This window comes from Spongiivirga citrea, assembly GCF_010671565.1.
GTDB classification, from domain to species: Bacteria; Bacteroidota; Bacteroidia; order Flavobacteriales; family Flavobacteriaceae; genus Spongiivirga; species Spongiivirga citrea.
On record NZ_JAABOQ010000006.1, the window covers coordinates 149,526 to 173,246 of the forward strand.

The 23,721-nt window shown below is 36.9% G+C and carries 18 protein-coding genes; 9 read left to right on the plus strand and 9 right to left on the minus strand.

The genetic code is table 11. The annotated features are described in order from the left end of the window. Positions 1 to 63: 63 nt before the first annotated feature. A complete protein-coding gene (locus GWK10_RS15350; RefSeq protein WP_164033275.1) occupies positions 64 to 747 on the minus strand; it encodes a cell division ATP-binding protein FtsE in 684 nt (227 codons plus the stop codon). 167 nt (positions 748 to 914) lie between these two features. Here GWK10_RS15350 and GWK10_RS15355 point away from each other — a divergent pair, with 167 nt between their 5' ends. The 4 genes from GWK10_RS15355 (at position 915) to GWK10_RS15370 (ending at position 8,031) form a co-directional block, all read left to right on the plus strand. After that, a complete protein-coding gene (locus GWK10_RS15355; RefSeq protein ID WP_164033276.1) occupies positions 915 to 3,941 on the plus strand; it encodes a tetratricopeptide repeat protein in 3,027 nt (1,008 codons plus the stop codon). Between the two features lie 25 nt (positions 3,942 to 3,966). Next, complete coding sequence (locus tag GWK10_RS15360) at positions 3,967 to 5,691, plus strand: TonB-dependent receptor (protein ID WP_164033277.1); 1,725 nt, start codon at positions 3,967 to 3,969, stop codon at positions 5,689 to 5,691. Positions 5,692 to 5,821: 130 nt separating this feature from the next. Continuing rightward, positions 5,822 to 7,447, plus strand: a complete 1,626-nt coding sequence (locus GWK10_RS15365; protein WP_164033278.1) for an amidohydrolase — start codon at positions 5,822 to 5,824, stop codon at positions 7,445 to 7,447. A 23-nt stretch (positions 7,448 to 7,470) separates the two neighbouring features. After that, positions 7,471 to 8,031 carry a hypothetical protein gene (locus tag GWK10_RS15370; RefSeq protein ID WP_164033279.1) on the plus strand — a complete coding sequence of 187 codons (561 nt, stop codon included), beginning with the start codon at positions 7,471 to 7,473 and terminating at the stop codon, positions 8,029 to 8,031. Positions 8,032 to 8,144: 113 nt separating this feature from the next. Here GWK10_RS15370 and GWK10_RS15375 read toward each other — a convergent pair whose 3' ends face one another. Then, on the minus strand, positions 8,145 to 8,693 hold the full coding sequence (locus tag GWK10_RS15375; protein WP_164033280.1) for a DUF2911 domain-containing protein: 549 nt from the start codon (positions 8,691 to 8,693) through the stop codon (positions 8,145 to 8,147). Positions 8,694 to 8,952: 259 nt separating this feature from the next. On the opposite strand from GWK10_RS15375, the gene asnB reads away from it, so the two are divergent. Both asnB and GWK10_RS15385 read left to right on the plus strand, forming a co-directional pair. Next, positions 8,953 to 10,641, plus strand: a complete 1,689-nt coding sequence (asnB, locus tag GWK10_RS15380) for an asparagine synthase B (RefSeq protein ID WP_164033281.1) — start codon at positions 8,953 to 8,955, stop codon at positions 10,639 to 10,641. A gap of 260 nt (positions 10,642 to 10,901) precedes the next feature. Next, positions 10,902 to 11,543: an O-methyltransferase gene (locus GWK10_RS15385; RefSeq protein WP_164033282.1), complete on the plus strand. Its 642-nt coding sequence runs from the start codon at positions 10,902 to 10,904 to the stop codon at positions 11,541 to 11,543. A 34-nt stretch (positions 11,544 to 11,577) separates the two neighbouring features. On the opposite strand, the gene GWK10_RS15390 is transcribed toward GWK10_RS15385, so the two are convergent. The 7 genes from GWK10_RS15390 to GWK10_RS15420 all read right to left on the minus strand — a co-directional run bounded on the left by GWK10_RS15390 (position 11,578) and on the right by GWK10_RS15420 (position 18,071). Continuing rightward, a complete protein-coding gene (locus tag GWK10_RS15390; protein ID WP_164033283.1) occupies positions 11,578 to 12,138 on the minus strand; it encodes a phosphatase PAP2 family protein in 561 nt (186 codons plus the stop codon). After that, positions 12,138 to 12,410 (minus strand): Sec-independent protein translocase subunit TatA/TatB, encoded by a 273-nt coding sequence (locus tag GWK10_RS15395; protein ID WP_164033284.1) that lies wholly within the window; start codon positions 12,408 to 12,410, stop codon positions 12,138 to 12,140. Before GWK10_RS15395 ends, GWK10_RS15390 begins: the two co-directional genes overlap by 1 nt. A gap of 335 nt (positions 12,411 to 12,745) precedes the next feature. Continuing rightward, on the minus strand, positions 12,746 to 15,055 hold the full coding sequence (locus GWK10_RS15400; protein ID WP_164033285.1) for a M1 family metallopeptidase: 2,310 nt from the start codon (positions 15,053 to 15,055) through the stop codon (positions 12,746 to 12,748). 59 nt (positions 15,056 to 15,114) lie between these two features. Then, a complete protein-coding gene (locus GWK10_RS15405; protein ID WP_239540776.1) occupies positions 15,115 to 15,630 on the minus strand; it encodes a DUF6702 family protein in 516 nt (171 codons plus the stop codon). A gap of 54 nt (positions 15,631 to 15,684) precedes the next feature. Next, positions 15,685 to 16,482 (minus strand): hypothetical protein, encoded by a 798-nt coding sequence (locus GWK10_RS15410; RefSeq protein WP_164033286.1) that lies wholly within the window; start codon positions 16,480 to 16,482, stop codon positions 15,685 to 15,687. Further along, on the minus strand, positions 16,475 to 17,239 hold the full coding sequence (locus GWK10_RS15415) for a peptidase associated/transthyretin-like domain-containing protein (protein ID WP_164033287.1): 765 nt from the start codon (positions 17,237 to 17,239) through the stop codon (positions 16,475 to 16,477). Before GWK10_RS15415 ends, GWK10_RS15410 begins: the two co-directional genes overlap by 8 nt. Before the next feature lie 97 nt (positions 17,240 to 17,336). After that, on the minus strand, positions 17,337 to 18,071 hold the full coding sequence (locus tag GWK10_RS15420; protein ID WP_164033288.1) for a carboxypeptidase-like regulatory domain-containing protein: 735 nt from the start codon (positions 18,069 to 18,071) through the stop codon (positions 17,337 to 17,339). Positions 18,072 to 18,169: 98 nt separating this feature from the next. Here GWK10_RS15420 and pepE point away from each other — a divergent pair, with 98 nt between their 5' ends. From pepE to GWK10_RS15435, 3 genes are all read left to right on the plus strand, one after another. Beyond that, complete coding sequence (gene pepE / locus GWK10_RS15425; protein ID WP_164033289.1) at positions 18,170 to 18,874, plus strand: dipeptidase PepE; 705 nt, start codon at positions 18,170 to 18,172, stop codon at positions 18,872 to 18,874. A 208-nt stretch (positions 18,875 to 19,082) separates the two neighbouring features. Beyond that, positions 19,083 to 22,637: a beta strand repeat-containing protein gene (locus GWK10_RS15430; protein ID WP_164033290.1), complete on the plus strand. Its 3,555-nt coding sequence runs from the start codon at positions 19,083 to 19,085 to the stop codon at positions 22,635 to 22,637. 185 nt (positions 22,638 to 22,822) lie between these two features. Beyond that, a complete protein-coding gene (locus GWK10_RS15435; RefSeq protein WP_164033291.1) occupies positions 22,823 to 23,701 on the plus strand; it encodes a hypothetical protein in 879 nt (292 codons plus the stop codon). Positions 23,702 to 23,721 lie beyond the last annotated feature (20 nt).

Consider the following 23,721-nt stretch of genomic DNA (forward strand, 5'->3'; position numbering starts at 1 on the left):
TCCTAAAAATAAGACATTCTAAGATCACTTACCACAGACTATTAATGCATACTGAAAACTAAATCAAAGGCTCTTTTGTACCACTTCAAAAACCTTGGCACCATCACATTTTAATGTTTTCGATGGGTATTTTAAGATCAATGCATAGTCGTGGGTCGCCATTAAAATGGTATTCCCATTTTTATTGATCTCCATTAGTACTTCCATCACCTCAACACTGGTTTGCGGATCGAGATTTCCTGTAGGTTCATCTGCTAGAATAAGTTCTGGGTCGTTTAACAACGCTCTCGCTATGGCAACTCGTTGTTGTTCGCCGCCGGATAATTGATATGGGAATTTAAAACCTTTTGTCTTCATTCCTACCTTATCCAAAACCTCTTCTATTTTGGCTTTCATTTGTTCTTTGTCTTTCCAGCCAGTAGCTTTCAATACAAATTCCAAATTAGCGTTTACAGTACGATCATTTAGCAATTTAAAATCTTGAAAAACGACCCCAAGTTTTCGTCGTAAATGCGGAATATCTTTTTCTTTTAGACTAGGTAGATCAAAATCGACAATATGGCCTTCCCCTTTTTTTAAAGGCAGGTCACCATATAAGGTGCGCATAAAACTACTTTTACCAGTACCTGTTTTTCCAATTAAATAAATAAAATCGCCCTTATTTACGGTTACAGACACATCTGATAATACCAAATTCTCTTTTTGAAATATTGATGCGTCTTTTAATTCTAAAACAGTTTCTGACATTAGTAATCGATCCTTTTTAATACTGAATAAAAATAACAACTTATTTACGTTGACCGTTGAATATTGGCTTTTCCATATTCAATAATTATCCACAATAATAATTAACCCACGTTTGCGACGTTATCAATATAACGTGAACAATACAATTGAATTTTAATTCTTGGTAAATGACATACAGGAAATTTTTGGGGAGCCTGTTCTTACTACTAGGCCTTTTTTCGGCTTCCGCACAACAGTCAAAAGTCTATACATTTGACTTACAACCTTATAATGAAGGACTTACCCTTTACAACAACAAACAATACCAAGCCTCGCAGGCGGTTTTTCAAAAGATAAAAAAGCAGACCAAAGACCAGAGTATTTTGGCTGATTGTGACTACTACATTGCCAATTGTGCGATACGATTAAGTCAGCCTAGGGCCGACAAGCTAATGGAGGCTTTTGTTGAAAACCATCCGACAAGCATAAAAAGAAATGCTGCTTTTATGGATGTTGCTGACTATTATTTTAGTCAAGGTAAATATGCATATGCTCTTAAATGGTATAATCAAACAAATGCATCTCGACTTAGCAACAAAGAAGAAGAGCGCTTTAACTTTAACATCGGTTATTGCTATTTCACCACCAAACAATATGGACAGGCAGAAAAGTATTTTAACCAGCTAATCGCTTCAAAAGAATATGGAAGTCAGGCGAAGTATTACAAAGGCTTTATGGCATATCAGGGTGACGATTACCAAACCGCCAGCAGCTACTTTGATGAAGTTTCAGGCGATGATCGTTTTAATAAAAAACTATCCTACTACCAAGCTGACATGAATTTCAAGCTAGGTAATTTTGAAAAGGCTATTGGCCTTGCAGAAAAACAATTAAAGAAAGGTGACCGCAAAGAAAAATCAGAATTATCTAAGATTATAGGAGAGAGTTATTTCAACTTATCAAAATATAATGAGGCAATCCCATACTTAGAGGGATATAAAGGAAAACGAAATCGGTGGAATAATGTTGATTATTATCAGTTAGGATATGCTTACTACAAGCAAAAAGACTATCCAAAAGCAATTTCTCAATTCAATAAAATTGTAGGTGGCAAAAATGCAGTTGCTCAAAATGCATACTACCATTTAGGAGAATGTTATTTGAACGTCGGAAAAAAACAAGAGGCTTTAAACGCGTTTAAAAATGCGTCGGCAATGGATTTTGAGCCGAAAATTCAAGAAGATGCCTGGTTAAATTATGCTAAACTAAGTTATGAAATTGGTAATGCATACAAACCAGTTCCTGAAGTACTAAATGAATATATAGAGCGCTATCCTAAAAGTCAGTTTAAAGATGAAATTAATGAGTTATTGATCTCATCCTATATCACTTCTAAAAACTACGAAGCAGCTTTAGACCTTATTGAAAAAGGGAATAATTACGACAGCAAAGCCACCTACCAAAAAGTAGCCTTCTATCGTGCTATCGAGGTTTTTAATGAAGGAAATTACAAAGAAGCTATCGATTATTTCGACAAGTCATTAAAAAACGAAATTGACGTTAATTATACCGCTCGCGCTTTGTATTGGAAAGCCGAAGCCGACTACAGACTAAAGAAAAATGCCGATGCTGTTATAGGATTTAAACAATTTTTAAATCAGGCTGGGGCATCACAAACTGAAGAGTTTAAAGAAGCGCACTACAATTTAGGATATGCATACTTTAAGCAGAAAAACTATACACAGGCCATAGGTGAGTTCAATACTTTTATTAAAAGTGGTGTTGAAGACGAATCTAAAAAAACAGATGCCTATTTGCGTCTAGGTGATTGCAATTTTGTTTCCAGTAAATATTGGCCTGCTATTGAAGCGTACAACAGTGCAATAAATAATAGTAGTGGTAATGTTGACTATGCCTATTTCCAAAAAGCGATTAGTTACGGCTTTTTAAAACGAAATGATAGCAAGATTAAGGAGCTAAATACTTTTATTAATGCGCGACCAAGATCAACATTAAAGGATGATGCTTTATTTGAGTTAGGCAATACCTATATCGCCCAAAAGCAAAACCAAAAAGGAATAGCTGCCTACGATCAATTAATCTCTGAATATAAAGGTAGCAGCTACGCATCTAAAGCATTATTAAAACAAGGTTTGGTTTACTATAACACAAACGATAATAACAACGCGCTGGCTAAGTTTAAAACAGTAGCTCGGGATTATCCAGGAACACCAGAAGCTAATGCAGCAGTTTCATCAGCCAGACTTGTTTACGTGGATATGGGCAATGTTGACGAGTATGCGCGCTGGGTAAAAGGATTGGATTTTGTTGAAATTACGGATTCGGAATTAGAGAACACCACCTTTGAAGCTGCCGAAAAGCAATTTCAAGAAAATAATATGGTTACGGCAACAAAAAGTTTACGATCATACTTAAAATCGTTTCCGAATGGGAGCCATGCATATAATGCCAATTTTATGCTAGGGCAGGCATTGTTCGAACAAGATAAAAAAGGGGAAGCGATACTACACTATCAATATGTGGTCAATAGATCATCTACCGATTTTACTGAGCCTTCTTTGGCGAGATTGTCGCAAATCTATTTAGAGCAATCCGATTATCAATCAGCTAAACCCTTATTGATGCGATTGGAAAATGAGGCAGGCTATCCTCAAAATATCTCATTTGCCCAGTCTAACTTGATGAAAGCTAATTATGAGTTGAAGGATTATGCTACTGCAGTTGCTTATGCCGAAAAAGTATTATCCTCTTCTAAAATTGATAAACGTTTGGCATCGGATGCCAAAATCATCATTGCAAGATCAGCCATTAAAACGGGTGATGAGGCAAAAGCAAGATCCGCTTATTCAGAGGTACTAACAACAGCCACAGGAAGACTTGCTGCTGAAGCGCTGTATTATGAAGGGTATTTTAAACATAAGGATGGTGCTTATGAAGAATCGAATAAAACGATACAAAAACTAGTTAAGGATTATTCTTCTAATAAAGAATTTGCTGCCCGAGGTTTAATTATCATGGCAAAAAATTTCGATAAGCTAGATGATGCTTTTCAGGCTACTTATGTTTTGGAAAGTGTGATCAAAAACTTCACGCAATACCAGGAAATAGTAACTGAAGCTAAAACTGAATTACAACGTATTAAAACGAAAGAGTCTAAACGAAACGAATCAGTTAGTCCAGACGGAAATCGTTAATTTTTCATCAATCTACATCACAAAAATGATCAAAATCATAAAAATCAATTTGCTTTTTCTAGCACTTACAACCTCATCATTCGTACTGGCGCAAGAAGAAGAAAAAAAAATAGACACTGAGGTGATTAACGTGGTCAAACCATATACACCAACGGTTTCAGACGCATTTAAAATAAAAAAGAATCCGACTTTAAACGACTCGACCACCACAAGGCGTAAGATCGTTAATTATCGCATTTTCTCACAACCGGTAGCATCAACCTTCACCCCTGCCAAAGGAAAAGCTGAAGGCATTCAAAAAGCACCTAGAGAAAAATTGTATGATACGTATCTCGGATTTGGTTTAGGAAATTTCAATACTGCCAAACTCGATTTTTATACTGCTCAAGAGGTCGATCGCGATTCTGACCTCAACATCTCATTAAAGCATCATTCATCACAAGGTGGTATTGATAATGTCATTCTAGACGATAAATTTTTTGATACCGATCTTGAACTGAAATTCATAAGAAGTGAACGTGATTTTAAGTGGGAAGCAAATGGCGGATTCCAACATCAGTTGTACAATTGGTACGGCATTGCTACTCCAACGGCCTTAAGCGATCCGGAAATAGCAGCAATCGACCCAACACAAAATTTTATAAGTGGTTATCTTGGTGGGGAAGTTACTTTTGAAGACGGTATTTTTAGAAGTATTGATTTGAATGTTCGCCAAAGTGGTGATTCTTTTAAGTCCAGCGAAACACGAGTTATTATTAATCCAACGATTCAATTCCCGATTGAAAACGAAACTATTACCGCTACATTCACAGCGGACTATTTAACCGGAAAATTTGACCGAGATTATTTTAACAATGTTAGTTTAAGTTATCAATATCTTAAAACAGGACTTAGCGGTGGACTTACATTATTACGTGATGATGTGACTTTAAACCTAGGTGCTGCGGTCTATTATGGCTACAATGCAGAAAGCAAAGACGGTGATGTTTTTATCTATCCTCGGGTTACTGCTTCTTACCGATTAGTAGATGAGTATGTCATCTTGTTTGGTGGCGTTGAAGGCGATCTTATTCAGAATAACTACTATCAGTTTTATCAGGATAATCAATTTGTGAGTCCGACGTTGAACGTTTCGCCTACTGATGCCAAATACGATGCCTATGTGGGTATGAAAGGGAAAATATCTGCCAATGTAGGATATTCTGTTCAGGGCGGATATAGCGTAAAGAATGATCATCCGTTCTTTATTAGCAATGCTTCAAATAACACGTTAAACGATCAAGGATATTCATACGGCAATTCGTTTGGAGTTATTTACGATAATCTACAAACCATCTCTTTTAGTGGTAAGTTAAGCTATGAAGCTTCATCAGACCTAACGCTTTCTGCTAGAGGAACCATTTACGATTATAAAACGGACAATATCGATATGGCTTGGAATTTACCAGAAGTAACCGCCACTGCGATGGTCGATTACCAAATAAATAAAAATTGGTATTTAGGTGGTAGCGTTTTTTATACAGGAGCGCGACAAAACAGCGTTTTACCTGTTGATCCCACTGCTGAACCAACCGTTTTAAAAAGTTTTTTAGACATAAATTCCTACTTAGGTTATAGAATAAGCGAAAAATTTAATATCTTTATGAATATCAACAATTTAGCAAATCAGAATTATCAGAAGTGGGAAAATTATCCTGTTCAAGGTTTCCAGTTTCTAGCAGGTATAACCTATGGATTTGACTTAAAATAATGCTGTGAAAAAAGCCCATTAGCCCAGTTTATGGGCTTTTTTTTTAGTAAGAAACCTTTAAATATCGCATGATACTTAAAGGTTTCTTTTTATTGGATTATTTTTATAGAACTAAAGATAATCCAACCAGATGAAAAAATTAGCTCTCTTAATTCCTTGTTTTCTATTCGTCGTTTCTTGTGCGAAAAAAGAACCAGTAGATCTTATTATAACGAATGCCAAGGTATATACGGTTAACAGTAATTTTGAAAATGCCGAGGCTTTTGCAATTAAAGACGGTAAGTTCGTTGCTGTAGGCACTTCTGAAGAAATAGCCAATGCCTATGAATCCACAAATGTTCTCGATGCCAATAGAAAAACAATTACACCAGGTCTTATAGACGGGCATTGCCACTTTTATGGTTTAGGGATGAATCAGCAGGTAGTTGACCTTGTCGGCACTAAAAGTTTTGAGGAAGTTATAGCGCGCATTGTTGACTTTCAAAAAGAAAAACCAAGAGCTTTTATTCAAGGTCGTGGTTGGGATCAAAATGATTGGGATGTTAAGGAATTTCCAACGAAAGACACATTAGACATATTATTTCCTGATACTCCATTAGCTATTGAACGTATTGATGGTCATGCTTTTTTAGTAAATCAGAAAGCATTGGATATGGCTGGTATTACTCCAGAAACAAAAGTAGCAGGTGGTAGTGTTATTCTAAAAAATGGAAAACTAACAGGCATTTTAATTGATAGACCAATGCAATTGGTGGAGGCCGTTATACCGAAACCCAATAAAGCCACACAAATTCAAGCATTAAAAGATGCGGAAAAGATCTGTTTTGATTTAGGTCTAACGACAGTAAATGATGCCGGCTTAAGCAAAGAGATTGTTTATTTGATTGATAGTCTTCAAAAAAGCGGAGATCTTAATATGCGTGTGTATGGAATGATCAGTAACTATCCTGAAAATTTGGATCACTTTTTAATTAAGGGAAAAATTAAGACTGATAAGCTTAATGTGCGATCGGTTAAAGTATATGGCGATGGTGCTTTGGGTTCCCGAGGAGCAACTTTAAAAGAAGCCTACAGCGATCAGGATGGACATTTTGGTGCTATGATCACTCCTGCGGCAGAAATGGAAGCTTTGGCAACCAGAATTGCCGCTGCAGGCTACCAGATGAATACCCACGCGATTGGTGACTCCGCCAATATTGTAGTATTACGCGCTTATAAAAATGCCTTGGAGGGCAAAAAAGACAAACGCTGGAAGGTTGAACATGCTCAGGTAATAACAGGTAATGACTTCGATTATTTTAGTGATGGTAATATCATACCGTCTGTTCAGCCAACACATGCCACTAGTGATATGTATTGGGCAGGTGATCGTTTAGGAGCAGAGCGCGTTAAAGGTGCTTATGCATTTAAACAGTTATTAGATAAATCAGGAACCGTTGTGCTGGGAACTGATTTTCCGGTGGAGCGTGTGAGTCCTTTTTTGACATTTTATGCGGCAGTAGCCCGTCAAGATCTTGACAATTACCCTGAAGGCGGATTTCAAATGGAAAACGCTTTGAGTAGAGAAGAAACCTTAAAAGGCATGACCATTTGGGCAGCACATTCTAACTTTGAAGAAGATGAAAAAGGGAGTATTGAAGTTGGTAAACTCGCTGATTTTGTGATTTTAGATAAGAATATTATGGAAGTTGATAGTGCAGAGATACCGACTATTAAGGTTGAGGCAACTTATTTGGATGGTAAGAAAGTAAACTAACAGGGTTTTTTAAGAATTTTAGCATGACTAAGAAGATCAAGTACTTTTTCCTAGGAGCTTTCGTTGGTCTTTTGGTTGGCATGGTTTTCGGATTCTTATATAACTCGTTTTACACCAAGAAATCAGAAAGGTTTGAGATTGCTACAATTCAAGCTTTTATTTTTAGAGGAGTTGGTATTGTAATTGGAGGATCTTTTGGGTTAAAAATTGGAGATGAGGAAATTGAAGAAGAAAGCAAACATCTTAAATATATCAAAAGCTTAAAAAACGAAGTATGTCTTTTTTGTAAAGAAGATTTTCAGTTTTCAACTCAAGATTTTGGCGATAAGAAATATTGCAGTTCGTGTTCAAATAAAATAGGAATTGACTATGTAAGCAAAGTCAAACAAATCAATATTTTAGCAAAAGGAATAGATGATTTAAAAAGAAAATCTGCAAAGATTAAAAGGCTAAATAAAATTGAATTGTTGGCTGAAGAAATGCTAGTTTACGATGATGTTGCTCTTAATATAATTGCCAAAAAGCCTAGCGAGATATTAAAGAGTGTCTATGAATATCATGAAAAACTAGATTCGACTAATTAACTTGGGAATTGTATCAAAGTATTTAACTGAAAAAGACCAGTTTCTAAGTAAGAAACTAGCCTTTTTCTAACAACTAACAATAAATGTTACGTTTATATACTGTTTGATATATTTTACATTTTTACTGGTACAGCTACCATTACGTCACCCCAAGCCATGTTTAGGTGAGCACCACCATCAGCTTCAGTAAAAGTCATCGCAAATGCTTCAACAGCCTTCCCTTTAACTTTTCCAACTTTAGCTGTTGCTCTAGCCACGTCCTTAGATTCGTCATAAGAATAAGCTCCCCATTGGTTTAAATTGCTATTCAATATTACAGTCCACTCACTTTCACCAGGAATAGTGAATAATGAATACGTACCAGCTTTTACAGCCTTACCACCAAAAGTTGCATCTTTATAAAAAGTAATCTCAGGAGATTCGTTCGCACCAGTTCTCCATACTTTTCCAGCAGGAGCTAGCGTCGCCATAGATCTTCCTTTAAGCTGAGGGCGGCTATAAGTAACTTTTACAGCTTTGTCAGACACTCGGTAGCTAGATGGAAAAGAAGCAGCATCCATCGGGCTTTTATCTATACCAGGGAAATCTTGCGCATTTACATTAATCGAAGTAAACAGGGCTAATAATACCATACAAGCACCCGTAAATAGTTTGTTTTTCATGTTCTTTTGAAGAATTTATTTTAAAAGTTAAAGCTACCAATCATAATTCATAGGTCATGTTAAAATTTAACGCCTAGATGTTAAATTTAGCAGCTACTTACACATTTATACTTCAAACCCAAATTATCATATTTTCAATATCAAAAAACATCAAAATGCACTTTAAAAATTACACTTCTTAATCAATAAAGTAATTACTGTTTTTAAAATGAAAGTTTAAAGCATTATTTGTATCAGAATTTGAAATAAGAATAGAATTATGTGTGGAATTGTATGTGCATTCGATCTAAAACAAGATAGCGAGCTATTAAGACCTCAGCTATTGAATATGTCTAAAAAAATAAGACACCGTGGTCCAGACTGGAGCGGTATCTACAATCATGATAATGCCATTTTGGCTCACGAACGTTTGGCAATTGTTGATCCCGCATCGGGAAAACAGCCATTATTTAGCGCTGATAAAAAATTGGTGCTAGCTGCCAATGGTGAAATTTATAATCATCAAGACCTAAAGAAGGAACTAACGGCTGATTATGAATTCCAAACAGCGTCGGACTGTGAGATCATTCTTGCCCTATACAAAGAAAAAGGAACAGCATTTTTAGATGATCTAAATGGGATTTTCGCATTTGCATTATATGATGCAGAAAACGACAGTTATTTGATTGCACGAGATCATATGGGGATTATTCCCTTATATATGGGATGGGATCAGTTCGGTACATTCTATATCGCATCCGAATTAAAAGCATTAGAAGGGACATGTTCTAAAATTGAATTATTCCCTCCAGGACATTTCTTGTCGAGTACTGATGGCGAATTGGTACAATGGTACAAGCGCGACTGGACAGATTATGAAGCTGTAAAAGAAAATGAAACGGTTATCGAAGAAGTACGAGATGCGCTGGAAGCAGCCGTGCATAGACAACTAATGTCTGATGTGCCTTACGGGGTTTTATTATCGGGTGGATTAGATTCGTCAGTGACCTCAGCTATCGCAAAAAAATATGCAGATAAACGAGTAGAATCTGGTGATACGAAAGCAGCTTGGTGGCCACAATTACATTCATTCTCAGTTGGGTTAGAAGGTTCACCGGATCTCGCTGCAGCACAAAAAGTTGCCGATCATATCGGGACTGTTCACCACGAAATTAAATTTACTATTCAAGAAGGTTTGGATGCCATTAGAGATGTAATCTACAACCTTGAAACTTATGATATTACGACGATTCGTGCTTCTACCCCTATGTATTTAATGGCACGTGTTATTAAATCAATGGGTGTGAAAATGGTATTGTCAGGCGAGGGTGCCGATGAGTTGTTTGGTGGGTATTTATACTTCCATAAAGCGCCTAATGCACAAGAATTTCATGAAGAAACCGTACGTAAATTAAGTAAACTACATATGTACGATTGCCTTAGAGCTAACAAATCATTAGCAGCTTGGGGAATTGAAGGTCGTGTGCCGTTTTTAGATAAAGAGTTTATGGATGTTGCCATGCGTATCAACCCTCAAGACAAGATGATTAATGGTGAGCGTATGGAAAAATGGGTTATCCGTAAAGCATTTGAATCATATTTACCTGCTAGCGTAGCTTGGAGACAAAAAGAACAGTTTTCTGACGGTGTTGGTTATAGTTGGATTGATACTTTAAAAGAACTAGTTGATGAAAAAGTAAGTGATGAGCAGCTTCAAAATGCCGCATTCCGCTTCCCTATCCAGACACCAACGTCAAAAGAAGAATATTACTATCGTTCGATTTTTGCTGAGCATTTCCCTAGTGATGTGGCGGCTTTAAGCGTTCCCCAAGAACCTTCGGTAGCATGTAGCACAAAAATCGCCCTAGAATGGGATGAAGCATTTAAAAACATGAACGATCCAAGTGGACGAGCTGTGGCAAATGTGCATGATGACGCCTATAAAAAGGAAGTAGTAGTGGCATTATAATTACGCCTAACCTGAGAGGAGGTTTGAATAAAACAAATTAGAATGAAAACTGAAACGAGGAGGAAGTGATCCCGATAATACGATCAGGATTCCGCTTAACCGTCACTTCTTGCTGCGCTGCGCTTGCACGAGGTGGGTTTCATTGAATTGGTGTGAACACCCTGGCTGGATTTTGTATGGTGCAAAAATCCGACTAAGTCAGGGTGTTTTTTTAATCCTTGTCTGTTTATTTGGTAATTTTGGACTGAAAACGAATTACATTGAATTTTTTACCTGAAAAACTAGACCAATATATTGTTGATCACAGCGCAAACGAACCGCTTCTGCTACAGCAATTAACTAGGGAAACCTACCAAAAAGTACTGCAGCCACGTATGCTTAGTGGTGCATATCAAGGCCGAGTGCTAAGTATGATCTCGAAATTGGTGAAGCCGAAAACTATTCTAGAAATTGGCACATACACTGGTTATGCAACCTTATGCTTAGCAGAGGGGATGCAACAAGATGGCGAGCTGCATACGATAGACATTAATGAAGAATTGGTTGATTTTCAACGCAAATATTTTGACAAATCAGAGTTTGGCCATCAAATAAAACAGCATTTAGGCAGTGCAATCGATGTTATTCCTAGCCTAGATATAAAATTTGATCTTGTTTTTATTGACGCTGATAAACCCAACTACTGTAACTATTTTAATTTAGTTATAGACAAGGTGAATAAAGGCGGTATTATTCTATCTGATAATGTACTGTGGAGTGGTAAAGTGATTGAGGATTTGAAAGAGGACGACGAATCGACTAAAGTGTTATTAGAATATAACAAGCTCCTAAAAGAAGATAATCGCCTTGAAACGGTGTTGCTTTCTATTCGAGATGGACTGACATTAAGTCGAGTTATTTGACTTGAAATATAAAAGCTATAGCGAGATCCCTTTTCTAATTATTCGCAAACTCTAACCTATCTTTTATAAAACGGTGCGTTAAATAACCCGTTAGGCCACCAACAAAAATCCCTACTAAAATATCAGTGGGATAATGAACCCCTAAATAAATTCTACTTGCCGTAAAAAGTACTGGCCAAATAAAGAAAATTCCAATCCATTTTAGTTTTCTGCGCAAACTTAACCAAAGTAAAACCGCAATAGAAAATGAGGTCGAAGCATGACCTGAGAAAAAACTATAGTTTGTAGGTCTGCTTAAAATACGAAGTACATTTTGTAAAGAAGGTTCCTGACTTGGTCTCAACCGCTGTACTAATTCTTTGGTGCTTTCTGTAATGGCAAGTACTAATAGCAGCACGATAACAACAGTTAGCATTAATTTGACAAAAACCTTGCGGTCTAACTTGAAAAATAAAGCAGCAAAAATCAACAGAAAGAAAGGAGTCCAATTCCGTTGTTGAGTGATAAAAATCCAAAATGAATCATAGGTTTGGCTACCCAAACTGTTTAGGTAGATAAGCAGTTCTCTGTCTAACGAGAGTAAGCTATCAAGCATTAGAACTTACGTTTAACCGGACCAGTAATGTCTTCGATATCTTCTTTTACCTTTTTAATTTCGTTGGAAATACCTTTTGTAACGTCGGTATCAATACCGCTTTTTTCGGCACTTTTTTGAATCTCACTTTTAATGTCGTTTGTCGCGTCTTTAAGTGTGCGCATACCTTTACCTAGACCTCTTGCGATCTCAGGTAATTTATCAGCACCAAAAACCATCACCACTATAAATAGTATGAATACAATTTCGCCACCGCTGATCATTAAAAACATCTTGTGAGTTTTAAGTTTATACCTAATAAACCATAAAATACCTCAAATCTGCTTGTTCATTTCCCTTCTTACTTCATTGTAAAAAACTTCCGTAGCTAAAACTATGCAAGAATTTTACTGCTTCGTAAGAAGTAAAAGCAACTGAGCATCTTAAGACGCACTTTATACTTTATTAGGTATTACAAATATAATGAGTATGGCTCAAACCGTTTGAATGAATCAAGTGCTATTATTAAAATTTTATAATAGAATTAGACCTAATCGAGAAGAAGCGACTATAAAAACAGAAAAGCCGATGTTTCCATCGGCTTTTCTAATACTGTTTCAGAAAGGAACTACTCCCCTTTTACTTTGTTCTTGAATTTGTCAAAATCAGACTCTGTTTCCTTTTTAGGCCATGAGTTGTTGGACATATCGATATCCGCTGTACGTAATTCAGGATCTACAACAATACCTACAACTTCTTTATCTGTTGCAAGTACTTTGCTTATTTCAGCGTCGTTTTTTCTCCATGCTTGTACAGGATAGGTAATTGTTTCCTTTGAACCATCTTTGTAAGTATACTCTACAATCAATGGCATTGGAATTCCTCCTGGCTTATCAAAAGTGATTTCATAGAAAAATTTAGGTGTCTTCAGATTTTTACGCTCTTCAGCACTAAAATTATCCATTACATACTCCTTCAAAGTACTAGCGCTTTCTAACGGATTAGAACCTTTCATGCTTTCATTATAGTCTTCGCTTCCTTCTTCAACAAGATATACTAATGGAGGAAGGTCGGCTATAGTTCTACCTCTTGCAGCTACATACTCTTTTGCTTCCTTGTTAGGTTTAGACGTAACATAATACTTTTTCACATCTTTAACGCCTATATCAACATAGTCAGTGCTATAGAACCATCCTCTCCAGTACCAATCAAGATCAACGGCTGATGCATCTTCCATTGTACGGAAGAAATCTTCAGGTGTTGGGTGTTTGAACATCCAACGTTGTGCATAGGTCTTAAATGCGTGATCAAAAAGCTCCTTACCCATTACTGTTTCTCTTAGAATATTAAGAGCTGTAGCTGGTTTACCATATGCATTGTTTCCTAATTGATAAACGTTTTCAGGATTTGACATTATTGGCGAAATATACTGTTGATCACCTTTCATATAGTTTACAATCTTAGAAGGTTCCCCTCTACGAGATGGATACTTATCATTACCTTTTATTGCTTCTGGAAATTTCTCACCAAACTCCTGCTCAGCGATATACTGCATAAAGGTGTCAAGACCTTCATCCATCCATCCCCACTGGCGCTCGTCACTATTAACGATCATAGGGAAGAAGTTATGACCTACTTCATGAATAATTACGGAGATCATTCCGAATTTAGTACGATCACTATATTCTCCTTTTTCATTTGGACGACCATAATTCCAGCAAATCATGGGATATTCCATCCCTTGGTTTTTAGCATGAACCGAAATCGCCTTGTGATATGGATAATCAAAAGTATGCTCAGAGTAAGATTGCAGAGTAGAAACCACCGCTTTCGTAGAATACTCTTCCCAAAGTGGGTTTCCTTCTTTAGGATACATACTTACAGCCATTACATCTTTTGCACCAATCTTAACTGCTTGCATATCTAAAATCCATCGTCTTGAAGTTGCAAATCCGAAATCACGAACATTCTCTGCTTTTAATTTCCAGGTTTTTGTTTTAGTTGATTTTGTTTTCTCAGCCTTTTCAGCATCTTCTTGAGAAACGATAATTACTGGCTTGTCATAAGACTTTTTAGCCTTTTCATATCGCTTCATCATTTCTTTGCTATATACCTCTTTTCTATTAGTAAGAACACCTGTACCATCTAAAATATGATCAGAAGGCACCGTGATGTTTACTTCGTAGTCACCAAATGGCAATGCGAATTCTCCATTACCCCAGAACTGATAGTTTTGCCATCCTTCTACGTCATTATACACACACATTCTAGGAAAGAACTGTGCGATCACATAAGCACGATTATCGTCTTTTGCGAAGTACTCGTAACCTGAACGCCCACGACCTTCAACGTGATTATTAATATTGTACCACCATTTGATGTTGAATGATATTTTTTCACCCGCTTTTAACGGCTTCGGAATATTAATACGCATCATCGTTTGGTTAATGGTGTGGCTTAATGCTCGCCCGTTGGCATCAGTAACAGCCTCAATATTGAAACCACCGTCAAACGGATCTTTCATATAGTTGTTTACAAATCCTCCTGGCTGGGTTGCAAAAGCAAAACCATTCCCATTTTTTTGTAATCCCGGTGCATCTTTTTTGCGAACGTTTTGATCTAATTGTACCCAAAGATATTCTAGATCATCTGGAGAGTTGTTGTAATAGGTAATGGTCTCATAGCCTGACAATTTTGTGTTAGCATCATCCAGCGTAATGTCCATTTTATAATCAGCTTGTTGTTGATAGTAAGCTGAACCAGGCGCACCTGCGGCAGTGCGATACATATTAGGTGTCGCCATTTCCTGGTATAATTGTCGGAACGCATTGTCATTGATATGACCAGGTTCTCTTTCTTGCTTTTCTTCTTGCTGGGCATTTATCATACCTACAGTCAGGAACAAAGCACTACATAAAATGTATTGTAACTTCTTCATTATTGATGTGAATTTTGAAGCGGGAAATTAACGATAACGTAACGATTGATAAAAGCTGACTAGAAATTTAACATTCCTTTATCATTTTCTTTGATCAACACAAAACTTTTGCGTTTCCCTTTTAGACGTAGATGTACAATATTTTGCTGCTCTTCAAAAAGATCGAATAGCAGTTTATTAGTTACCGAAACGCTCTTTATTTCGTTAGTGTTTTCGATTTCGACATAACATTTCACAATGTCATTATCGTACTCTTTACCCAAATAATTTAAGGTAGCGTCTTTTCCGTTTAATTTGATGTTTAATTTTTTTGAAAGATACTTTCCAATACTATTTTCAATAAGTGCTGGATTATTATCCTCATTTAATATAATACTTTGATCATATCGTTCTTGAAGTACGTCTTCAAAATCATCAATAAACAAGCGAATAGTGATTTGAAGATTGTGTCCTGTTTTAGACTGGGCAATATCGGTTGTACTGACATAATATTTATGTAAATCAGTTTTAGGAGCAAAGCCCATCACCAATATTGATATGGGTATTAATAAAAGTTTGAGTGATCTCAATTTCATGAGGCAAAAGTATTCAATTCAAAAGAAGTAAATTCAAAAACTATTCCAAATCAGTTACTCTTTCTCTATTTTTTGAAAAACTGTTAATTGATCGATTAAAAATTCCATTTGCACAACGGGATTAGCATTTCGGCATTTCACTTGATACTGTTCATCTAACGTACAATAGTAGAAAAAGCGATAGGATTCTTCCTTTTTCAAACCATACACATCGATAAGCACAGGCTCAAACTGCTCTTTTATCTGTTCTAAAAAAGCTTCCTCGCTTTCTAGCTTAACGCGCTTTTTTAACATTTTAGTTCTTCCAGAAATGGCATTTAAAATGGGATTTAATGGAATAGTAGTCAGCATACCCCACTGAAATTTTCCAAAAGAGGCTTCCTGCAATCGCCTTTCTGACTGCGATGGTGGGGCTTTTTGACTGCCAGGAATTCCTAAATCATAGAAATTAAGTTGCTTTTCAACACCGGAATTTTTGATATCGAAGGCTGGGTCACCTGAAAGTGGATTATACAAGGTTACCTCGTCTAGTTCTTGTACTCTAATTTCCATAGGAACTTCAATAAAACCTTCATCTAATATTTTCTGATCGATAATTACATTTTTAAGCTTAAACTGAACCGCCGAAAAGACGATAGTATCATTTAACTGTGCAAAAATTTCGAAAAAACCTTTTTCATCGGTAATCGAATTTTTTTTAGATGTTTTATTAATCACATGTACACCTTCGACTGTAATAGAATCATTTAGCACCTTCCCTCCGATTTTCCCGTTAGTGGTAATTTGACCGGAAAGAAAACTACTAAAAAAAAGCAGTAACAAAAGACATGTGCGCAAGACAATCCTATTCATCTGTAACCATTACTATTTTTTCATATTCCTTATACTTGTTTATAAAGAAATCTAATTGATCCAAAGATACTGGGCCATTTGCAATACTCATAAATTTGGTGTCATCTGAGCAAAAATCAAAAAAATTATGGGCTTTTTCTTCCGGTAATTTATATACATCAATAAAAAGTTGTTGATAGCGCTCTTCCATTGCATCAATACTGGCAAATTTTTTCTGTAGTTTAACTCGCTCCTTTAGCATTTTTGTCCGGCCAGTAATGGCATTCAAAATAGGATTTAAAGGCAGAATTCCGCCTCCACTAGTTGCTTCAAATAGTTTTCTTTCCGGCTGCGTTAATTTCCTTCCTGTATAACCCGGAATGCCAATATCATAAAAATTTATTTGCTTTTTGACTTCTGAATTTTTCATGTCCATTGCAGGGTCTCCAGACAATTTGTTGTACAGCACAACTTCATCAAGCTCATTAACTCGTTCAACCAATGTAATATTGATTGATTCTTTTGATTCTAAAACAATACTTTTTAGATTGAACTGGACCGCAGAAAAAACAATGGTGTCTCCTAATCTAGCCATTAGATTAAACTTACCACTTGCATCACTAATGGTATATTTATCAAAGGTTTTATTGATAACATGAACATCAGCAACGGATAATTTGCTATGAGCAAGGGTTCCTGTTAATTCAAAAACATCTTGGGCTTGAAGTAGTGAAAAAAGAGGTATAATTAAAAAGATGCAAAGTAATTTTCTATGCATACAGGCGGTTTGTTTAGTTGGCGTAAAGAAAACCGACTTAGTCTTATCAAAAACTTAAAATCGCAATAAACTTTTGTTAAACAGCGAGGAAATGCCGCTACTCTTTGGGTATTTTCTTGTAGGCGATGCTTTGATCTACTAAAAACTCTAAAAGCTTAAATTCTCGATTCTCCCCGGCTATATCTGCAGGTTTGATCTTGTCATCGCAAAAGAATAAAAATTTTCCAATGTCCTCTTGAGGAATACCCAAATCAACTACAAAAAACTCGTCTTCATACATTTCTCTTAAAAACTGACTCACTTTAAGTGGCTCGTTATTTCGTTGGTCTTTTTTCTTTTTCCCGCGCAATGCGTTAAAAATATTTACAAAGTTTATTCCATTGTAAAATGTCCCACTATTGGTAGCATAATTTTGAAGACGTGTATATTGATCACGTTCATAATCGTACTTTTTGTATTTTTCTTTTTCAAGCTCCAAAAAGCGCTCTTTAGATTCTGGCGTAACAACCACTTCGTCAAGTTCAGTTACCTTTTCCTTAACCTCCACAACCATTCGCCTTTTGTCCAAAATATCTTGAGTCACCACTACTGATTTGAACTTGTAATTAACCGCAGAAAAAACCAACGTGTCACCTTTTTTTACCAACATCTCAAACTGACCTGCATTGTTGGTAATTGTTGCTTTTCGAGTATTGGCGTTAATCACGTTTTCACCGGTAACGACTGAATTTAAGTACAAAACAGTACCACGAAGTAATTCACGATCTTCATCTTGTGCTACAGCTACAGTTGAGAAGAATATTAAAATGAGTAGGTATAAGAGTTTTTGCATAATGTAAAGAAAACAACGAAAGCTTAAAGTTAACTTGTTGTTTGCTATAAACTTTTGTTAAATTGGACAAAATCTAGCATTTGCACCAACTGAATTCTATGAAAAAAATGATAGTTGCAAGTACATCAACCTTGCACGGACAGGACACTTTAGAATACCTAAAAGAAGAGCTCTCCATACTTTTTAAAAATGCTAAAAAAATCTTATTTATACCGTATGCAAGACCAAATGGTATTTCACATAAACACTACACGAATGCCGTGGGAGTAGCACTTTTAAGTATTGGCAAACCTGTTGACGGAATTCATGATTTTGACAATCCTACTGAAGCAATCCAGAAAGCAGAAGCCATTTTTGTTGGTGGTGGGAATACTTTTTTATTGGTTAAGACCTTACACGATCTGAATTTATTATCGGTTTTGCGCGAGAAAATTGAAGAAGGCACTCCTTACCTTGGCACAAGTGCAGGTAGCAATATTTGTGGTGTTACTATGCAAACATCTAATGACATGCCTATTGTTTACCCACCTAGTTTTGAAACACTTGGAATTCTTCCCTTTAACATTAATCCACATTACCAAGATCCTGATCCGAACAGTACTTTTATGGGCGAGACTAGGGAAACCAGAATACAGGAATATCTCACTCAAAATGACACTACAGTAATAGGTTTAAGAGAAGGTAGTTGGCTCGACGTTGAAGACGAAAATATCATCCTAAAAGGACCTTATGCCGCTCGCATTTTTCAGAAAGAAAAGCCTCCTTTTGAGCTAGAAAGTGGTCTCTTACTGAATTTCAACTAATAAAATAGCCTTAGCTCTACACTTCTACATCAATTTTAACATGTTTCCGTTTAGATTATAGCTTTTATAAAATCATCCTACAATGCTCGTTTCATTAGGAACAGACTTCAATTACACTTTGAAAATTATAAGTTTAAGAGATGAAATTCTTACATTTAGTGTTTAAAAAAAATTTATATCTAGGCTAGCCCCCTATAAATTTCATATTATGAAGAAGAGACTAACACTGGTATTCTTGTTAATTACCTGTGCCACTTCACTATACTCACAAGTAAAGGTAGGTGATAACCCAGATCAGATTGATAATGCATCAATATTAGAATTAGAAAGTGCCGATAGGGTATTTGTATTAACTAGGGTAACCGATGCCCAGATGAATGCAATAACACCCCTAAATGGTGCAATGGTGTATAATATAGACCTTGATTGTATTTTCCAATATGTCAATTCAGCTTGGACTAGCTTATGTGGAGCTCTCACAAACGAAACCGTAACTACCGTAGTAGATAACAGCGATGGTACATTTACCTACACCAACGAAGATAATATTGCCGTAATCATTGAAAAAGCGAGGTTTATTGATAACGGTGATGGAACATTTACATTTAACAACGGAGGGGCACCAGTTGCAATTGATACTAACAATGTATTAACCACTTTTGCTCTAAATGCCGATGGGAGAACTTTGGAATATACTGATGAAAATGGTGCTTTAACGTCCGTAAATCTTGAAACAATAATTGACAATTTCGAAACCAACACCTCTGTCGCTGTAGATGCCGCGGCGGGTAATTTATTTTATGTGGATGAGAATGGAGTCACAAATACAATCGATTTGGGAGCATTGGTTGCCGCTCAAGAATCTTTAACCGTTTTTGCATTAAATGCCGACGGCAAAACTTTGGAATACACTGCAGAAGATGGACTTACGACAACGATTGACTTAGAAACGATTATTGATAATTTTGAAACCAATACCTCCGTTGCGGTCGACGCTGCCGGCGGGAACTTGTTTTATGTTGATGAAGATGGCGTAACAAATACAGTTGACTTAGCCGCATTAATTGCAGCTCAGGAAACCTTAACTATTTTCTCGTTAAATGCCGATGGAAAAACATTAGAATATACCGATGAGGATGGAGTATTGAACTCAGTAGACCTTGAAACCGTAATTAATAATTTTGAGACAAATACTTCTTTAACAGTTGATGCAACTGCTGGAACATTAACATATAATGATGAAAACGGAACGGCAAACATAGTAGACCTAACTGCTTTAGTTGCAGCTCAAGAAGCTACCACTGTGTTGTCCGCAACTGGTTCAACTTTGACCTATACAGACGAAAATGGTCTAGATACCAATATTACGAATATTACTAGAAGTGTTAATGGTATCAACCCGACTGCCGATGGAAATGTGACTTTAGGAGTTGGAGATATTACAGGCCTAGATCTTACTGCTGCTGATGCTAGCATTACGGTTACCAATGGAGCAGGTGCTACACTTACTAATTCAAATATTCAAGTTTCTGACGGCGGAATAACAACAGCTAAACTGGCTGACGATGCAGTTACTGCTGTTAAAATTAATGGGGATGTAGCGGGGTCCGGTTTAACTCAAAATGCTAGCGGAGCTCTAGATGTTGACTTTGCGGCAATAGCGGGAGCAATTAGTGGTGACGCAACAATATCGCCTGCCGGAGTTCTAGATCTTACAAATGGTGCTGTAGAGACAGATGAAATTGCTGATGATGCAGTTACTGCCACCAAGATAAATGCAGATGTTGCTGGCTCTGGACTGACTCAAAATGTAGGAACGGGTGCTTTAGAAGTCGATGTTTCTTCTTTAACCGGCGATGGGGATATCACTTCTACCGATCTTACCGTGACTGGTGGAACAGATGCAACTTTTACTGATGTTACGCTAGAAATAGCTGCTGGTGCAGTTGGAACTACTGAACTGGCTGATGATGCAGTGACTACTGCCAAAATATTAGATGCCAATGTGACCACTGCTAAACTAGCCGATGATTCGGTTACTGCCACTAAGATAAATGCAGATGTTGCTGGTTCTGGACTGACTCAAAATGTAGGAACGGGTGCTTTAGAAGTCGATGTTTCTTCTTTAACCGGCGATGGGGATATCACTTCTACTGATCTTACTGTAACTGGTGGAACAGATGCAACTTTTACTGTTGTTACGCTAGAAATAGCTGCAGGTGCTGTAAGTACAACCGAACTTGCTGATGATGCAGTGACTACTGCTAAAATATTAGATGCAAATGTAACCACAGCCAAACTAGCTGATGATTCGGTCACGGCTACCAAGATAAATGCAGATGTTGCTGGCTCTGGACTGACTCAAAATGTAGGAACGGGTGCTTTAGAAGTCGATGTTTCTTCTTTAACCGGTGATGGGGATATCACTTCTACTGATCTTACCGTGACTGGTGGAACAGATGCAACTTTTACTGATGTTACGCTAGAAATAGCTGCTGGTGCAGTAGGTACAACCGAACTGGCTGATGATGCTGTGACTACTGCTAAGATCCTAGACGGAAATGTTACTACAGCTAAGATTGCTGATGATGCAATTACTACTGCCAAAATATTAGATGCCAATGTGACCACTGCTAAACTAGCCGATGATTCGGTTACTGCCACTAAGATAAATGCAGATGTTGCTGGTTCTGGACTGACTCAAAATGTAGGAACGGGTGCTTTAGAAGTCGATGTTTCTTCTTTAACCGGCGATGGGGATATCACTTCTACTGATCTTACCGTGACTGGTGGAACAGATGCAACTTTTACTGATGTTACACTAGAAATAGCTGCTGGTGCAGTTGGAACTACTGAACTGGCTGATGATGCAGTGACTACTGCTAAGGTCCTAGACGGAAATGTTACTACAACTAAGATTCTTGATAACAACGTAACACTTTCTAAAATAGTTGATGGAGGAGCCGATCAAGTATTGACGACCGACGGGACTGGAAACCCTCAATGGGAAGACAAGACAGACCTAGAACACACAGGAACAGCTGGATCAGTATTTTTTGCAAGTGACGCAGATGGAACACCTACCGAAAACAATGCTCAGTTCTTTTATGACGAAACAAATACCCGTCTATTCTTGGGACCTCGATTGGTTACAGGAATCAACAATGAATTAAATGTAAATGGTTCCACGCGTACTGGAGGTTTAAACAATTCTGATGGCACCGTAAATTTACCTTCTTATAGATTTACTGATGATTCTAATACTGGTATGTTTAGACCTGCAGCTGACCAACTTGGATTCACAGCAGGAGGTGCTGAAGGAATGAGAATTAAAGCAACTCAAGAAATACAGTTAGCAGGATACGGAGAAGATAATACAGATACTCAAGTAACAGCTGCAAAACAACCTGATGCTGGACTTGCAGTTGATACCGCAGGAAATGTAATCGAAGTTCCTACTGTGTTTGCTACTGGAAAAGTAGCTTCAGCTGGTGGTGGTACAATTTTCAATGCCACTGCAGTTAGAAATAGTCTTGGAAATTATACAGTAAGTTGGACACCAGATATTGGTACCAACTATATAATACAATTATCACAACCAGGTCGCGGCGGAGCGGGCAACGACGACCCAGGAATTTCATACAATAATCAATTGGGTACTAGTTTTGATGTTATTATAGGTGATAATGATAATGGTGGAACCGCTCGGGCTCGGTATGATTCAGAATTCATGTTTACCATTATTCGAGTTCCTGGATTTTAAATAGACTAAATATGTAAAAAACAATCAAATCTAAGAGATGTATTAGCTGTTCATATTAGAACAGCCACCCCTAAATTGCTCTCTATTAATTGATAGTGGTAGGTTTTTTTTTTAATATGGTTGATCAAACCTTTTTATTAAGAAATTGACTTGTTGCTTAACAGATAATTAAAATTTAATCAATTATGAGCAATTATTTTAATCAACTAAAAAAACTACTCTGCGTAATCATGGTGGCAGTATTTATGAAAATTAATGCACAAGATCCAAACCTCATTTTTACACTAGTTAGTTTGACAACAACACAAATGAATAGTATTACTCCGCCCTTAGGCGCTATGATTTTTAATAGTACTGAAAACGCAATTTTTCAATACTCAGGGTCCTGGGAACAGATTCCTGTGGATAATTCTACTTGGAGTACCTCTGGAAATTCAGGCACAAATCCTACTACCGATTTTATCGGAACCGCAGATGGTCAGGATTTAATTTTTAAGGCCAATAATTTGGAAGCATTCCGGGTTTCACAAGTCAATCAAAGAGTAGGTATCAATACCATAAACCCCAATGCCCAACTAGACATTTTAAGTACAGAAGTTCCACTTAGAATACAACCTAATGCTGCAACTCCTGCCGGTTCACTCAGTGGTCAAATGTTTGTTGCCAATGATGGATTATTGTATGCTTATGATGCTGTACGAACTAAGTGGTTAAGTATTGACAGAACAATGTTTGGCTGGGGGAGAAATGATGCCAATACGACCGATGAATATCTAAGACAATACAATGGTGCACTATCAAATAACAATGGTTGGCGAATGATTCGTGATGGCACTATTACGGCCATTACTGTACAAACAGATGCTGCGGAGAGCTGTACAATTGAAATTAGAAAAAATGATACAACAACAATTGTTTCAAGTTTAACCCTGACAAATGAAGAAGGTCGACACGATAATACAATTAATATAGATTTTAATGAAGGAGATTTTTTACAATGCTTTCTAAATGGAACCGACATTAATTTCCCACAAGTGCTTATTGAGATTGCCTGGAGAAAGTAATTAAACAACAATAAAATAAA

What these genes read in the sequence shown, in the direction of transcription:
- GWK10_RS15350 (WP_164033275.1), bottom strand. Translation starts at nt 747, where the DNA reads ATGTCAGAAACTGTTTTAGAATTAAAAGACGCATCAATATTTCAAAAA.
- GWK10_RS15355 (WP_164033276.1), top strand. Translation starts at nt 915, where the DNA reads ATGACATACAGGAAATTTTTGGGGAGCCTGTTCTTACTACTAGGCCTT.
- GWK10_RS15360 (WP_164033277.1), top strand. Translation starts at nt 3,967, where the DNA reads ATGATCAAAATCATAAAAATCAATTTGCTTTTTCTAGCACTTACAACC.
- GWK10_RS15365 (WP_164033278.1), top strand. Translation starts at nt 5,822, where the DNA reads ATGAAAAAATTAGCTCTCTTAATTCCTTGTTTTCTATTCGTCGTTTCT.
- GWK10_RS15370 (WP_164033279.1), top strand. Translation starts at nt 7,471, where the DNA reads ATGACTAAGAAGATCAAGTACTTTTTCCTAGGAGCTTTCGTTGGTCTT.
- GWK10_RS15375 (WP_164033280.1), bottom strand. Translation starts at nt 8,693, where the DNA reads ATGAAAAACAAACTATTTACGGGTGCTTGTATGGTATTATTAGCCCTG.
- asnB (WP_164033281.1), top strand. Translation starts at nt 8,953, where the DNA reads ATGTGTGGAATTGTATGTGCATTCGATCTAAAACAAGATAGCGAGCTA.
- GWK10_RS15390 (WP_164033283.1), bottom strand. Translation starts at nt 12,138, where the DNA reads ATGCTTGATAGCTTACTCTCGTTAGACAGAGAACTGCTTATCTACCTA.
- GWK10_RS15395 (WP_164033284.1), bottom strand. Translation starts at nt 12,410, where the DNA reads ATGTTTTTAATGATCAGCGGTGGCGAAATTGTATTCATACTATTTATA.
- GWK10_RS15400 (WP_164033285.1), bottom strand. Translation starts at nt 15,055, where the DNA reads ATGAAGAAGTTACAATACATTTTATGTAGTGCTTTGTTCCTGACTGTA.
- GWK10_RS15405 (WP_239540776.1), bottom strand. Translation starts at nt 15,630, where the DNA reads ATGAAATTGAGATCACTCAAACTTTTATTAATACCCATATCAATATTG.
- GWK10_RS15410 (WP_164033286.1), bottom strand. Translation starts at nt 16,482, where the DNA reads ATGAATAGGATTGTCTTGCGCACATGTCTTTTGTTACTGCTTTTTTTT.
- GWK10_RS15415 (WP_164033287.1), bottom strand. Translation starts at nt 17,239, where the DNA reads ATGCATAGAAAATTACTTTGCATCTTTTTAATTATACCTCTTTTTTCA.
- GWK10_RS15420 (WP_164033288.1), bottom strand. Translation starts at nt 18,071, where the DNA reads ATGCAAAAACTCTTATACCTACTCATTTTAATATTCTTCTCAACTGTA.
- pepE (WP_164033289.1), top strand. Translation starts at nt 18,170, where the DNA reads ATGAAAAAAATGATAGTTGCAAGTACATCAACCTTGCACGGACAGGAC.
- GWK10_RS15430 (WP_164033290.1), top strand. Translation starts at nt 19,083, where the DNA reads ATGAAGAAGAGACTAACACTGGTATTCTTGTTAATTACCTGTGCCACT.
- GWK10_RS15435 (WP_164033291.1), top strand. Translation starts at nt 22,823, where the DNA reads ATGAGCAATTATTTTAATCAACTAAAAAAACTACTCTGCGTAATCATG.